Genomic DNA, 13,005 nt, shown 5'->3' with positions numbered 1-13,005 from the left:
GCTTGGTTCCGCGTTCAGCGTCCGCGGAACAGATTGCCTATTTTGTTGGCTGCGCCGACTCCCTTGAGGGCGCCTTTCAGGGCCATGCCTTTCAGGCCTCCCATACCGAGGCTTTTCATGTCGATGCCGCTGAGGTCGGGCATGCCGCCGCCTCCAGCCATGCCGGGCATGCTGCCTGCCATTTGTTTCATCATGGCGCCCATTTTGCCTTTGCCGGACATCATTTTCTTCATTTCGGTGAAGTTTTTGATGAGTTTGTTGACTTCGAAGATGGGGCGGCCCGAGCCTGCCGAGATGCGGCGGCGGCGGGAAGGGTTCAGAAGCATGGGGTTGCTGCGTTCCTTTTTCGTCATGGAGAGGACGATGGCTTCCATGTGCTTCATGCGCTTGGGGTCGAGGGCGCCTGCGGGTATCTGCTTTTTGAGTTTGCCGAAGCCGGGGAGCAGGCCGAGCAGGCCTTCGAGCGGGCCGAGGCTTTGCATCATGCGCATTTGGTCGAGGAAATCGTTGAAGTCGAACTTGCCTTCCGCCATGCGCTGGGCGGATTTCATGGCCTGTTCTTCGTCGATGCGGGCGGCGGCGTGTTCCACGAGTCCCACGATGTCGCCCATGCCGAGGATGCGGTCCGCGAGGCGGTCAGGTACGAAGGGTCCGAACTGGTCGAGTTTTTCGCCTTCGCCCGCGAATTTGATGGGTTTGCCGGTGACGGAGCGCATGGAGAGCGCGGCGCCGCCGCGTGCATCGCCGTCGAGCTTGGTCATGACGATGCCGGTGATGCCGACGGCGTTGTTGAAGGTGCAGGCTACCTGAACGGCCTGCTGGCCGGTAGCGGCATCGACGACGAGAAGGGTTTCTCGCGGGTCGATGTAGTCGTTCAGGCGTTTGAGTTCGCCGATGAGTTCTTCATCGACTTCCTGACGGCCGGCGGTGTCGAAGATGATGACGGTTCCGTCCTGCGTTTTGGCCCACTGAAGGGCTTCCCTGGCAACGCGGACGACATCTTTTTCCCCCGGAGCGGGTGTGAAGACGGGTACGTCGATTTGCTTCGCCAGCGTAGCAAGCTGGTCGATGGCGGCGGGGCGGATCAAGTCGCAAGCGACGAGAAGGGGGCGGCGGCCTTCTTTTTTGAGGCGGAGGGCAAGTTTCGCGCTGGTCGTGGTTTTGCCTGCACCGTTGAGGCCGACGACGAGGATGCGGGCGGGGTCCGTGAGGTCGAGCGTGGCGACGTCTCCACCGAGGAGTTCGGCGATTTCATCGCGAAAGATTTTGACGATCTGCTCGCCGGGTTTGATGGATTTGAGTACTTCCGTACCCATGGCCTGTTCCTTGACGTGGGCGATGAATTCGCGCGCCACGGAGAATTCGACATCGGCTTCGAGCAGGGCGACGCGGATGTCCTTCAACGCATCGGAGATGTTCTTCTCGGAGATCTTTCCCAGTCCGCGCAGTTTGCGGAAGGTATTGTCCAGTTTGTCGGCAAGGAATGAAAACATGATTCGTGTCGAAATGGTAGCAAGCCCGTATGGCAAAGTCAAGTTTGCATCCTGTGATGGTGCGTGATGCGGGGAAGGTGCATTGGACGAAGGTTGAGCGGTGGGTATCGCGTTCCGGACAAGCGGGTACCGGCAGGGAGTCGATAGTATGCGACTTGCTGGCATGATATATGGAGGATGGGCAGGATTGCTTTCTTGACAGCGATTATGCTCCTCTCTATACTCGACAAGCGAAGTGCCGGACAGGTGTCCCCGCTTTGCCATCACCCACATTTCCCCGATTACATCATGAACATGAAGATGAAGACGACGTTCCTCGCAGCTTTGCTTATTCCCTGCGTGTATGCGCAGGAACCCGCTCCGGCTGCGTCCTGGCAGGGCAACGGCCTTGAAACCGCCGAGATGAAGTATCGCTCGAATTTCCAATCGTCATTGTCGCTTTTTCCTGCCGATACCGAATTCGTCATGGGTGCGTTCGATGTGGGCGAGACAGCCACGACTTTGTGCGGCTCGAAGCTCGTCCGGTTGTTCAATGACGGTCAAGCTGTCGACGTGCCGTTGCCGGTGCTTGGCGTGCGCAATGCGGTGATTGCTTGCGGCAAGGGATCGGCGGAGAGCATGCGCAGCATGGCTCCCTTGTATGCAGCTGTGCGTGCCGCCAAGGATAGCCGAACTCTGCATGAGTTTCTGGAAGACGACGAAGCGCTGGGTACATGGATTTCCGGTTTGTCCGACCAGGCCATGGTGGATGTGTTGGTTGCGGCGAAAGGCTGGGCGCATGCGGGCACAATGCCTCCGTTGCTGGCGGTCGTGACCCCTGAACGCTCAATGATGCCGATGGTGGAAGCCCAGATGTCTTCCATGATTGCCATGCTGAAATCGCGTGCCGGAGAGTGGGCGGGCGTGTATCACGAGGGTGATTATTCGGGTGTTCATTTCTCAGGCATTTGCATCGAAGGTTCGCAATTGGCGGATCGGTTGCGGGTGTTTGGCCAGAGCATGAAGTCGAATATGAAGAAACCTCTGACCGAGCTGCTGGAGGGATTGAAGGGGAGAAAGATTTATGTGCTGGGTGCGGTGCACGATGGGAAGCTTATTCTCTCCATGACGGAAGATCCTGCAACCCAGCTCAAGCTGGCGGCCAATGCCGATGAATCCATTTTGAAGACGGATAAGCTGGCTTTTGCCTCTGATAAGATGGCATACCGGCCCAATTTCCTGATGTATACCGGCAAGGAGCTGGTGGCCGCGATGGAAGCCAACGAGCGGGCTCGCTATGCCGGAACCAGAAAATTGCTGGAACGAGTCGTGGAAATGGCCGACTGGCCCGACCGTCAGACGATGAAGGATGCCAAAGCCGCCGTTGCCGGAGTGCTTGATCCGCTGGCCGATGGCAAAGGGTTGCCCGAACCGTGTGCATCGACATGCATCGCATGGGAGCAGGACGGTCTTCATGTGGAAATGACGGGGAGCAAGTCTGTATGGTTCGACGATGGCAGGTCGCTGGCGCTGGCATCACTGGCAGACAATCCGGATACGATTCTTCTGATGGAGCAGACCGTGAATCCGGCTGCCGCGAAGACATTGGCGGATATGGTGGAAAATGCTGTTGCTTGTATTTGGTACGGTTCGACGATAGGAGGAGGCATCTCCAGCCGCAAAACGCTGGAAGAGGAAAGGCAGTATGCGGAAACCGTCAAGTCCATGTGGAAATCGTGCCGCACCATGTGGGAAGGGCTGGGTACGGACTCAGCTCTTCTGGTGGACGGAAAGGGCTCTTTCCCGAAAGATATTTCCCCGGCGACACAGCCTCTTCTGGATCAAATGACAGCTCCCCGTGTGGCTTTGTATGCAAGCGTCAGGGATCGCAGCCAGATCGTTTCCGGGTGGAACGCCCTGTTATCCCAAGTGGAGCAACTTGCCCTCAAGGAAGGATTGTCCCGCAAGGATTGGGAAAAGATGATGCCTGAAACTCTCCGGGTATCGACCTTCGGAAACGGCGGAACAGTCTATTCTCTGGCAGAAGGGGATGATGAGCCGAATTGCGAACCGAACCTGATTCTGACGGATGAATCGCTGGTGCTGGGTACGTCGCGCCTCTGGAACGAAGAGATCGTCCGTATTGCTCAATCGCCGTCCGGTACGGCCAGAGGGGGGCTTTTCGTCTTCCGTGTGGGAGGGTTGAAGAAGTGGATGGATCACAATGCCTCGTTCGTGCGCCGGATCGTCGGCAAGTCCGAACTGGTGGAAAATGCTTTTGCCGGAGTGACGGCTCTTGATGCGGTTATGGACGGTATTTATGCGACGGTGTCGAATGAGGGCGGCAAGTGCATTTTCCGTCTTCATCTCAAGATGAAGTAACCGTCGGGATACAGCGGTTTTGCGGGCAGGCGGCGTTTGCTGTCTGCCTGTTCCTTTTTATGGATGAAGCGGCGGTGGCATTCTGCTTGAAGTGATGGCGGAACGGGATGATGCCGGAATGACGGGAAATTGCGTTCTGATACGTTTTCTGCTTGCTTTCATTCCGTATTTCGAGCTTAATATGCCCGTCTTTATTTCAGGGCCCTATAGTTAAATGGATATAACGAGCGTTTCCTAAACGCTAATTGCAGGTTCGATTCCTGCTGGGGCTACCACGCGCTTTTGCCAACTTGGCGCATATTTTCATTACAACTTCTCTCCAACGGCCGATTGAGAAAGAATGATTGGGATATAGCTAAATCCTTAAATAATTTCCCATATGCCTTTGGGGCTGACAGGTGCACCGTGAGTATTTTCTTTCGTAGATGCTCCTTTCATCCGTTTTTGTTGGCGAAGTTGTGTGGCTGCCCATCTGATATCGTAGTTCCATGTATAAAACATATCGTCGGCAGGGGATAATTGGTTTCCATATACTTTCCAAAACTCTCGGAAAATAGTCATCATGGAGGCTTTTCCTCCAAGCTTCTGAAGAAGTTGATAGAGGATATTTGGTAAATCTTTTCGTGTCATATCATTGAATACTACGTTCATCATAATGTATTGATTTCTGGTATGTGTCAATAGCAAATTTCGCGTGCATCAGAAAGATTTGCTGTACTATGCATACAAAAAACGGAGTACCGTTTCGGGTACTCCGTTGGAGATGTTGCGGTGTCCGCAAGTTGCTTAGGCTTCTTCTGCCGGGGCGACGTTGACGCGGCGTCCGTCTCGGTCGAAGAACACGCGGCCGTCCACAAGGGAGAAGATGGTGTAGTCGCGGCCCATGCCCACGCCCTTGCCGGGGTGCCATTTGGTGCCGCGCTGGCGGATGATGATGTTGCCAGCGATAACGACCTGTCCACCGAATTTCTTCACGCCAAGACGCTTGCTGCGAGAGTCGCGTCCATTGCGTACGGAACCTTGACCTTTCTTATGAGCCATATCTAGTAAAAATGTTGGTTAAGTTTAGCCCTTGATTGCGGTGATTTCGATCTTCGTCAGAGCGGCGCGGAAACCCTTCTTTTTGTGGAACCCCTTGCGGCGCTTGAATTTGAAAGCCACTCCCTTGGCGCCGCGAGCGGCTGCGTCGAGTACCTTGGCGGTCACGGTCGCACCGGAAACGGTGGGCGTGCCGATCTTGGTCGTGCCGTCGGCTTCGACGAGGAGGACCTGGTCGAAGGTTGCTTCTCTGTCTTGCGCCAGCGTGGCGATGCGGTCGACGGTCAGAACGTCGCCGACTTGCACGCGGTACTGTTTTCCACCTGTTTTGAAAACTGCGTATGCCATAATGTCACTAATTCGTATTGATCCCGCCGGAGCGGGCGGGCACATTATACATACGGCTCGACGGCTGGCAAGTAAAATTTAATCTTTTTATGGAGAATTTGCATAAAATTTTCAATTCCGGAGTGAGGACGGTGTCTTCTCCCGAGGAGATGCGCGGGTTGGGGAGGTTGCTTGCCGAGGTGTTGCAACCGGGGCAGGTTGTGGGACTGGTCGGCGATCTGGGGGCCGGGAAGACGCATCTGGTGCAGGGTATTCTGGAGGGGCTGGGCGCCGGGAATCCCGGTGTGAGTCCGACATTTTCTCTGGTACACGAGCATTCCGATGCGCGTATTCCCGTGTGCCATTTCGATTTTTACCGTATGGAGTTGCCCGAGGAGTTGCTTGCGATCGGTTGGGACGAGTATCTGGAACGCGGCGATTTGATTCTGGCAGAGTGGGCCAATCGCTTTGACGGTTCGATGATGCCGGAGGGCACGGTGTGGTTGCTGCTCGAGCATGCGGCAGAGGGCGTGCGTACGGTTTCATTGGCCGTTTGACCATGTAGGCGATGCCATGTGTTGACGGTATGCAGGAGATGCATTCTGTGGTGCGGTTGGTGCCGGATGTCTGCGCCTGGGATGTGTTTGGCTGCCCGGTTCCATCCCATTGGCAGCGGAAGGAGTGGGCTTGGTGTGTGGAAATGCCGCGCATTCCATGAGAGGAGTGCGCGGCAGTGTGAGGAGTCGGACGTGATGCGGCGTCAGGATCAGGAACGGGAGGATGCCTGATCGCTTTTTTTCAGCCATTTTTCGACTTCGGGAAGCAGGTGTTCACACCAGACGCGGTATCCTTGTTCGGTGAGATGGACGTGGTCCTTGAAGAGGCCGGGTTTGAAGGTTTTGTCGGGATTGAGGAAGTATTTGTTGTAGTTGACGATGTTCGTGCGTGGCAGTTTGAGTTTGCGGATTTCGGCATTGACTTTTTCTCCAAGGATGCGGAGGTTTCCTTTGGGGTCTGGGCCGTACGGCGTGGTTTCAAGGATGATGACGTGGGTGGAGGGGAATTTGTCCAGCAGAGTCGTGACGATTTTTTTGACTCCTTCGACGGTTTCCTTTGGTGTCTGTTTGCCTTTCCATGTGCCGATGTTGTTGGTGCCCACCATCAGGACGCATACCTTGGGAGGGGTGGTAGTGGCAAGTTTGGTGTCTTCCATGCGCCAGAGGATGTGTTCGGTGCGGTCTCCGCTGACTCCGAAGTTGACGGCTTTGAGCGGAACGAATTTTTCATCCCATACTTTTTTACCGACGATTTCCCATTGTTCGGTGATCGAGTCGCCGATGAAGAAGACATCGCAAGGCAGGTTGGCCATGTTTTGCTTGACTTTGGCATAACGAGCAGGAACCCAGTGCCTGTCATTGTATACAGGGGCTACGGGCGATGTCGGCGGGTCGTTTTCGGATGGTGCGGCGGCCAGAAGAGAGGGCAGGCCTGCGAGGAGACATGCGGCAGAAATTAGCGTGTTTTTGGTCATAATGGTCTCTATGGTCGAAGTTGTAGAAATATGCCGGATTGGAGCTGTCTGTGGTAATCCGACCATTTGCATGTTTTCTACGTCGCATTCGTCACTCTTCTATCGTTTCCAAGCATGTATTACCTTTTTCGATTGTTTTGAAATTATTATAACTTTTTCTTACTTATTTATTATGAGTTATTTTATTTGTAAAATATTTTTCAGAGGCTTTGTGTTTCCATGAAATTGTTGTTTGTGTCATACATTCGGAGGGGTGAAGACGGATTATAAATCCGCTTATTGATTATTTTGTACAATAATAATAAATGTATTATGAATTCATTTGTATGTTTTTTGTTATATAAAAATGAACAAAATTCAAAAAAATGGACATGAAAAACACCGTTTAAAATTAGGTATAATTAAAAGAATTTATTGAATGAAAACGTATTGCGTTATATAATGGTTTTTAATTGACACAGGATTTATAATCCGCTAAAATTGTGCGGGGTTTATTTTTGCTCCTATATGTCTTATTATTATGAAGTTGCATCTTCCTGTCCTGTTGCGCGCCGCTTTGTTGAGCGCTTTTGTCGTTTCCTCTCAAGGATTCGCCGGTGATTATCAGAATGGTTCTCTGGTCAAGGAGAATCAGACGGGTACCATTTACAATGATTATAGCGGTTCATTCGCTTTGAATTCTTATGAAGCGTTGACGTTCCGCAATAACGTCAGTGTTATTTACGGGCAGGGAAGCGTGTCGCTGCTCGGTAACGGCGATGTTTTGTTCCAGGGGAATCAAAGCAAGTGGGATGGTCCCGCCATCAGTGCCGGGACGGGAGTGTATTTGAAAGATAACAAGTCTCTGGCATTCAGCGGCAATATTTTCAACGATCCGAATGTATCGTGGATTCGAGGCGGCGGCGCCATCAGCTTGTATTCCCCCAATTCGAGGATCAATTTCGAAGTTTCCGGCAATGATTCGGTTTTATTCTCCGGCAACAGGTCTACGGGAAGTGGCGGTGCCATTTATATTTATGGTTCCGGACAGCCGACATTCAGCAACAACGGTACGGTTCGGTTCGAGAACAACGCGTTGACCGGAGGTAACGGAGGGATGGGCGGAGGATTGTTTTCCTGGTCATATGCCATTTTTGAAGGCAACGATAATGTCGAGTTCGTCGGTAATACGGCGAATGGCTCCACTTGTTATGGTGGCGCGCTTTACGCCCGCGCAGGCGTAGATATTACCGGGACGACAGGGCAGGTGCTGTTCGACGGCAATTCTGCCGACAAAATCGCAGGTGCTTTTGCATCCGGCTACTGGTTCAATATCGAGAAGAACGGAGATGTCATGTTCTCCAATAACACGACGCTCGGAGAAGGTTCGGCCGTGTACGTGACGCTGGATTATTATCCGTCTACGACGAAGTATCTTCTTTCCGCCGATTACGGCAATGTGACGTTCAAGGACAATTTCCAGAATACGGGCAACGGAGGAGCGAACAAGTCCCGCATGGGTTTGGTTGGTACGGTGTACAAGGAGGCGATGAACCAGGTCGATTTCGAGATGCGTGCGGCTGCCGGGAAGTCCATTTTCTTCTACGATCCTTTCTATTTTACACGTTACAGCGATGCGGAAGGTCCGGGCAATTCGTCCCTCAAGGTACATATGAACAGTATGGCCGGCTATTCGGGCAATATTGTCGTTTCCGGGCAGTATAACGAAGGGCAGGTGCTCGATTCCTATATTGCCGGGGCTGCGGAGCTGTATGAGGGCTGCCTGTCGATTGTGGATAAGGGCCGCCTGTCGATGCGCGATGTGTGGTCTTCCACATACGGCAGCGGACATCAGGTGAAGGATACCTATTTCGATTTCCGTGCATGGGGCGGTTCCGTGCTGGAGATGCGCCGCGATGGCGCCATGGTGGCGAAGACGGCTCAGTTCGATTCCCGGACGATTCTCCGAACGGGTAGCGGCGCTTCACTGGCTTCTGCTTCCGTGAATATGCAGAGCGGCATTACGTTTGATATCGCTCCGTTCCTCAATACCAATGTGGAAGCCTCCGGTTTGACGGTGACCACGGAAAGCTGGTCGCTCGGCGGCCACCTTTTCCTGAGCAATAATCTCGATTTCAACGGCGATTCCCGCTGGGCGACGAATCAGAATTATCTTCTGATGACGGATGCGAACGGTTCCCGCAACGGGCAGACGTTTTCCGATATTCTGATTTACGGTCTCGGTACGAATGTGATCGGGGACGGCTATGCCTATCAGGGTACGTGGTCTTTCTCATGGAACGGGAATGATCTGTATGCCCATTGGACGGTGAATGCTCCTGTGGGCGCCGAGTTGTGGTGGGACGGCGAAGGCGCTGGCCATGGCAACGGGATCGGCGTCTGGAATCAGGTGTCGACGAACAAGGTGTGGAATAAGGATATGCCGGATGGCGTGGACTGGGCATTCCAGGATCTCGACGTGGTGCATTTCACCCGCAGTGGCGATGTGACGATCAAGGGGCTTGTCAGCGTGAACGGCAATGTGAAGCCTTCCGGAATTATCGAGGTAGCTTTTAATGGCGGCAACGGCGATTTGTTGTGGCACGGCGACGGTTCGATCGTCGGCAATGCGTCGATCGAGAAGTACGGTACGGGCAAGCTGGTGATCCGCACGGAGAATTCCTTCTCCGGCGGCACGAAGCTGTACGGCGGTACGATCCGTGTGGATGCCAAGACCGGGCTCGGTACAGGTGGCGCGACGATTTACGGAGGTTTGCTCGATCTGGGCGAACGCGGCGTAGAGAATGACGTGACGGTTGTTGGCAACGGCGCTCTGGCCGGTATTGCAGACGGCCATGTGCTCGTCAAGACGGATGCCGTGCTCAATTTCCTGGCCGGTACGTGGTTCCGCGGAGCTTCCACGGATGTGGGGCTGGAGCGCAATCCCGTGGTGGTGGAAGGCAAGGGTACGGTGAATGTGCAGGCCGGGACGAATTTTGCCGGCCACATCGAGTTGAATGGCAACGGTTCGGTCGTCAATTTCGTCGAAGGAAACGGCGGTACGTCCCAGTTCTCCGGTACGATTTGCGGCAACGGTTCGATCAATGTTCTCGGCGGCAATCATGAAGCCCGCGATATGTACGCCCACGGCGAGGATGCCTTTACCGGCACTCTGACGATGTACGGCGGCAAGATGACGATTGCTTCTCCCCGCGTGTTTTCCGGTCCCGTGCATTTGCTCGGCGGTACGTTTATTGCCGGAGATGCTGTGCGCATCGGTACCGTGACGGTGGGCAACGATCAGGCGGACAAGGTGTTTGCCACGGTGGGCGTGACTCCCGTCGGCGAGATCAGCAAGGATTACCTCTGGGCGGACAGTCTGGATGTGAAGCAGAATGCGACGTTGAATGTGATCGGCTCTCTGAACGTGCTGAAGGGCACGACGGTGCAGTCCGGCGGCATGATCGAGATGCAGAACGGTTCGACTTTCCGGACGATGGGTTATCTGACTTCCGAGAACAAGACTGCTGCGCTTCCTTCCGGCGGCGTGGTGATCAATGAAGGCTGTGCGTGGAATGCCAACGGCGGTTTCGGTATGTACTATGTCGACGCCCGCACAGGCAATCTGACGATCGGTTCCGATTCGATCATCAAGGAGCAAGGCTATTTCTACGCTGAAAATACGGTGTACGGTACGGATAAGGACGGCAATCTCCTCCCCGCCGGAACGCCTGCCGATAAGCTTCCGACGCTGACCATTTCGAAGGGTGCGACCCTTTGGGCGGGCAATACGGTGAAGCATGCCAAGGTGGACAATGAGAATAACTGGTACCAGACGATTACCGGCTTTTTCAACGTGACGCTCGATATCGACGCTTTGGCGAATATCGGTACGTTCGTGATCAAGGGCGACGGCGACGGCAAGGTGACGCATGAAGGGATCGTGGATTCCATGAAGCGGGCCTTTACGCCGAAGCTTGTGGACGGCAAGGATCTCCGTACCTATCTGTACGTTCTCCGCGCGGGGATCGATTACAGCACGGGCGACAAGGTGATTCAGTCCAATGAGACGATTCATGTGGAGCAGCAGTCCTCTGCTACGGTGGGCGCTACTTCCGGTGCGATCGTGAACCTTGGCGGCGAGCTGAAGGTGAACCAGATCAACGAGACGGGCACGGTGACCGCTTCCGGCGGCAATACCGATCTCGTCGCAGCCACGGGCAATCAGGACAAGCCCCTGTTCATGGGGTCGTTCGGTACGGTGAGCGCGACGGATTCCACGGCAGCCCAGATCAAGCTGAATGAGAATGCGGGAACGCATTCCCTGGTGACGGTGGATACAGTGCAGGCCCAGACGGGCGAACGGACGGTGATCGGCAGTACGTCGAACGTGAATGCCCAGAATTTCATCGTGGCCGGAGCCGATACGAAGTTGGACAATCAGGGCGGTGCGCTCGTGGTTGACAAGGAAGTGAAGCTGGAGGAATCCGCATCGTATGCCGCTGGAGACAAGGACCGTTTCGGCTGGGTGAATCTGCATCAGGGCAATCTTGATTTGACGCGCAGTTCATGGGAAGGCATTACGCTGGGCTCCTATGCCGCCAGCAGCGGAGAGACGGAAGCCCGTGTCCGCCTCGATGAATCGAAGGAGAATAATCTGGATGCCAACGAGCTGCATGTGATCGGCAACGATAAGCAGACGAATGTGGTTGCTGGCACCAGAGTATCCGCCAATAAGCTGATTGCAGGGAAGGGTTCCCACCTCGAAGTGAAGGGCGGCGAAGTGAACGTGCGTCAGGAGCTGTTCTTCGACGAGGGCGTCGCCCAGTCGGGTACGGTGAATCTGGTTCGCGACGAGGCTGTCGAGCGCCCCGTCGATGTGGTGGTGACGCTTTCCGGCAACAATCAGGTGGGCAATATGAATAGCGCTCCTTCTGCTGCGACGTTCGTCAACAAGGGATTCAATAATGTGAACGGCTATTCTTCCAGCAAGGGCCGCGATACATGGGTGTTCGTGATGACGGATGCGATGCTTGCCAATCAGAACGAAGGCAATGCCATTGCGAAGATTGCCGCACAGGAAGGCAACGACCTGTCGCATATCGCTTTGGATACCTCGCAATTGACGCAGAGCTATACGGGCGATATTCAGCTTTACAGTGACAATATCACGCTGCGTACGAAGGATGTGGATTACGGCGAGGCGACGGGTGTTTACAACCAGAAGGATGCGATCAAGAATTTCGTGTTCGTCAATCCGGTGGTGCCCGATCTTCAGGAATCGACGATCAATTCCCTGTGGACGATGACTGATGCCATGGATGCGTTCTCGTCTGCGGTGTCAGGCCAGCTCAGCCTGGGGCTCTACCGCCAGACTCCTCAGCGCCATCTTTGGGGCAAGGCGTTCTATCTGAACGAGAATATCGGCAAGGCCCTGCGCGGCTACCGCAAGGATAGCGGCGGCTACGCCATCGGTTACGATGATGCCGTGAGCGACAATTCGATTCTCGGCGGAGCTTTCGGCCAGATTATCGGTTCCGAAAGGACGAACCGCGGCCTCGGCAAGACTCATCAGGATATCATGATGGGGATGGTGTACGGCCGTACGACGTTGCATGCCTGCGACCGCGGTCTGGTGGCATGGGATTATATGGCCGGTTACGGCAGCGGCCGGAACCGCGGCAAGTTCTTCCGCAACGGCAATTTCTCCACCGGACGCTGGAATAGCGATTCCTACAATTTGGAAACGCAGCTGACATGGTACCGCAAGGTGGGTTCGAATATGTCGATCAATCCGTATGTGGGGCTTGAGTTCGTGCTTGCCCAGCATGATGCCCATACGTTTAACGGCGGCGCCGGTGATTTTGCCGTGGACCGTTCCCGGATGCATGCTCTGCGCCTCCCGATCGGTGCGACGTTCGAGCATACGATTCAGATGGACGGCAAGTCGTCCCTGACGAATTATTTCGGTGCGAGCTATGTGCCGGATCTGGTTCGCAGGAATCCGAAGTCGAACGTGGCGAACGGCAATATGACGTTTACGATGCTGGATTCCCGTGTCGGACGCCATGCGGTGCGCGGCTATGTCGGCTCCTCCTGGCAGATCGACGAGCAGTGGAATGTGAACCTGCACTACGAAGTGGAGGCAGCCAGCCAGAAGGTGAACCAGACGGCCCGCCTCGGTACGAGCTATTCGTTCTGATTCCTGCCGTTCCGGTATTTTGCAAGCGCCCTTCTCCTGCATGGGGAAGGGCGTTTTGCGTGGACGGCGTGCCG

9 protein-coding genes and 1 tRNA gene are annotated in these 13,005 nt (G+C 54.6%); 5 read left to right on the top strand and 5 right to left on the bottom strand.

Annotation, left to right across the window (positions count from 1 at the left end):
• Nucleotides 1–14: 14 nt before the first annotated feature.
• Nucleotides 15–1,493, bottom strand: coding sequence for a signal recognition particle protein (ffh, locus tag AC781_RS08290; protein ID WP_083076827.1), 1,479 nt, complete (start codon nt 1,491–1,493; stop codon nt 15–17).
• A gap of 29 nt (nt 1,494–1,522) precedes the next feature.
• On the opposite strand from ffh, the gene AC781_RS14080 reads away from it, so the two are divergent.
• The 3 genes from AC781_RS14080 to AC781_RS08280 all read left to right on the top strand — a co-directional run bounded on the left by AC781_RS14080 (nt 1,523) and on the right by AC781_RS08280 (nt 4,129).
• On the top strand, nt 1,523–1,660 hold the full coding sequence (locus AC781_RS14080; protein WP_156850315.1) for a hypothetical protein: 138 nt from the start codon (nt 1,523–1,525) through the stop codon (nt 1,658–1,660).
• A 133-nt stretch (nt 1,661–1,793) separates the two neighbouring features.
• Nucleotides 1,794–3,854 carry a hypothetical protein gene (locus AC781_RS08285; RefSeq protein WP_141675827.1) on the top strand — a complete coding sequence of 687 codons (2,061 nt, stop codon included), beginning with the start codon at nt 1,794–1,796 and terminating at the stop codon, nt 3,852–3,854.
• A 200-nt stretch (nt 3,855–4,054) separates the two neighbouring features.
• Nucleotides 4,055–4,129 (top strand) — tRNA-Arg (locus tag AC781_RS08280).
• 88 nt (nt 4,130–4,217) lie between these two features.
• On the opposite strand, the gene AC781_RS08275 is transcribed toward AC781_RS08280, so the two are convergent.
• The 3 genes from AC781_RS08275 to rplU form a co-directional block, all read right to left on the bottom strand.
• On the bottom strand, nt 4,218–4,508 hold the full coding sequence (locus AC781_RS08275) for a hypothetical protein (protein ID WP_083076825.1): 291 nt from the start codon (nt 4,506–4,508) through the stop codon (nt 4,218–4,220).
• A 132-nt stretch (nt 4,509–4,640) separates the two neighbouring features.
• Nucleotides 4,641–4,895 (bottom strand): 50S ribosomal protein L27, encoded by a 255-nt coding sequence (gene rpmA, locus AC781_RS08270; protein WP_067776423.1) that lies wholly within the window; start codon nt 4,893–4,895, stop codon nt 4,641–4,643.
• 24 nt (nt 4,896–4,919) lie between these two features.
• Nucleotides 4,920–5,240 (bottom strand): 50S ribosomal protein L21, encoded by a 321-nt coding sequence (rplU, locus tag AC781_RS08265; protein WP_067776420.1) that lies wholly within the window; start codon nt 5,238–5,240, stop codon nt 4,920–4,922.
• 89 nt (nt 5,241–5,329) lie between these two features.
• On the opposite strand from rplU, the gene tsaE reads away from it, so the two are divergent.
• Nucleotides 5,330–5,776, top strand: a complete 447-nt coding sequence (tsaE, locus tag AC781_RS08260; RefSeq protein ID WP_067776598.1) for a tRNA (adenosine(37)-N6)-threonylcarbamoyltransferase complex ATPase subunit type 1 TsaE — start codon at nt 5,330–5,332, stop codon at nt 5,774–5,776.
• A gap of 209 nt (nt 5,777–5,985) precedes the next feature.
• Here the strand turns inward: tsaE and AC781_RS08255 are convergent, their stop codons facing one another.
• Nucleotides 5,986–6,750 (bottom strand): GDSL-type esterase/lipase family protein, encoded by a 765-nt coding sequence (locus AC781_RS08255; RefSeq protein ID WP_067776416.1) that lies wholly within the window; start codon nt 6,748–6,750, stop codon nt 5,986–5,988.
• Between the two features lie 520 nt (nt 6,751–7,270).
• On the opposite strand from AC781_RS08255, the gene AC781_RS08250 reads away from it, so the two are divergent.
• Nucleotides 7,271–12,931, top strand: coding sequence for an autotransporter outer membrane beta-barrel domain-containing protein (locus AC781_RS08250; protein WP_067776412.1), 5,661 nt, complete (start codon nt 7,271–7,273; stop codon nt 12,929–12,931).
• Nucleotides 12,932–13,005: the final 74 nt, after the last annotated feature.

Origin of the sequence: Neoakkermansia glycaniphila (genome assembly GCF_001683795.1) — a bacterium.
Taxonomy (GTDB): domain Bacteria; phylum Verrucomicrobiota; class Verrucomicrobiia; order Verrucomicrobiales; family Akkermansiaceae; genus Akkermansia; species Akkermansia glycaniphila.
Note: the sequence above shows the minus strand (reverse complement) of the source record. Positions and strands in the feature narration are given on the sequence as shown.

Bases quoted from the DNA above. Each gene is read 5' to 3' on its own strand.
- ffh (WP_083076827.1), bottom strand. From the start codon at position 1,493: ATGTTTTCATTCCTTGCCGACAAACTGGACAATACCTTCCGCAAACTG.
- AC781_RS14080 (WP_156850315.1), top strand. From the start codon at position 1,523: ATGGCAAAGTCAAGTTTGCATCCTGTGATGGTGCGTGATGCGGGGAAG.
- AC781_RS08285 (WP_141675827.1), top strand. From the start codon at position 1,794: ATGAAGACGACGTTCCTCGCAGCTTTGCTTATTCCCTGCGTGTATGCG.
- AC781_RS08275 (WP_083076825.1), bottom strand. From the start codon at position 4,508: ATGATGAACGTAGTATTCAATGATATGACACGAAAAGATTTACCAAAT.
- rpmA (WP_067776423.1), bottom strand. From the start codon at position 4,895: ATGGCTCATAAGAAAGGTCAAGGTTCCGTACGCAATGGACGCGACTCT.
- rplU (WP_067776420.1), bottom strand. From the start codon at position 5,240: ATGGCATACGCAGTTTTCAAAACAGGTGGAAAACAGTACCGCGTGCAA.
- tsaE (WP_067776598.1), top strand. From the start codon at position 5,330: ATGGAGAATTTGCATAAAATTTTCAATTCCGGAGTGAGGACGGTGTCT.
- AC781_RS08255 (WP_067776416.1), bottom strand. From the start codon at position 6,750: ATGACCAAAAACACGCTAATTTCTGCCGCATGTCTCCTCGCAGGCCTG.
- AC781_RS08250 (WP_067776412.1), top strand. From the start codon at position 7,271: ATGAAGTTGCATCTTCCTGTCCTGTTGCGCGCCGCTTTGTTGAGCGCT.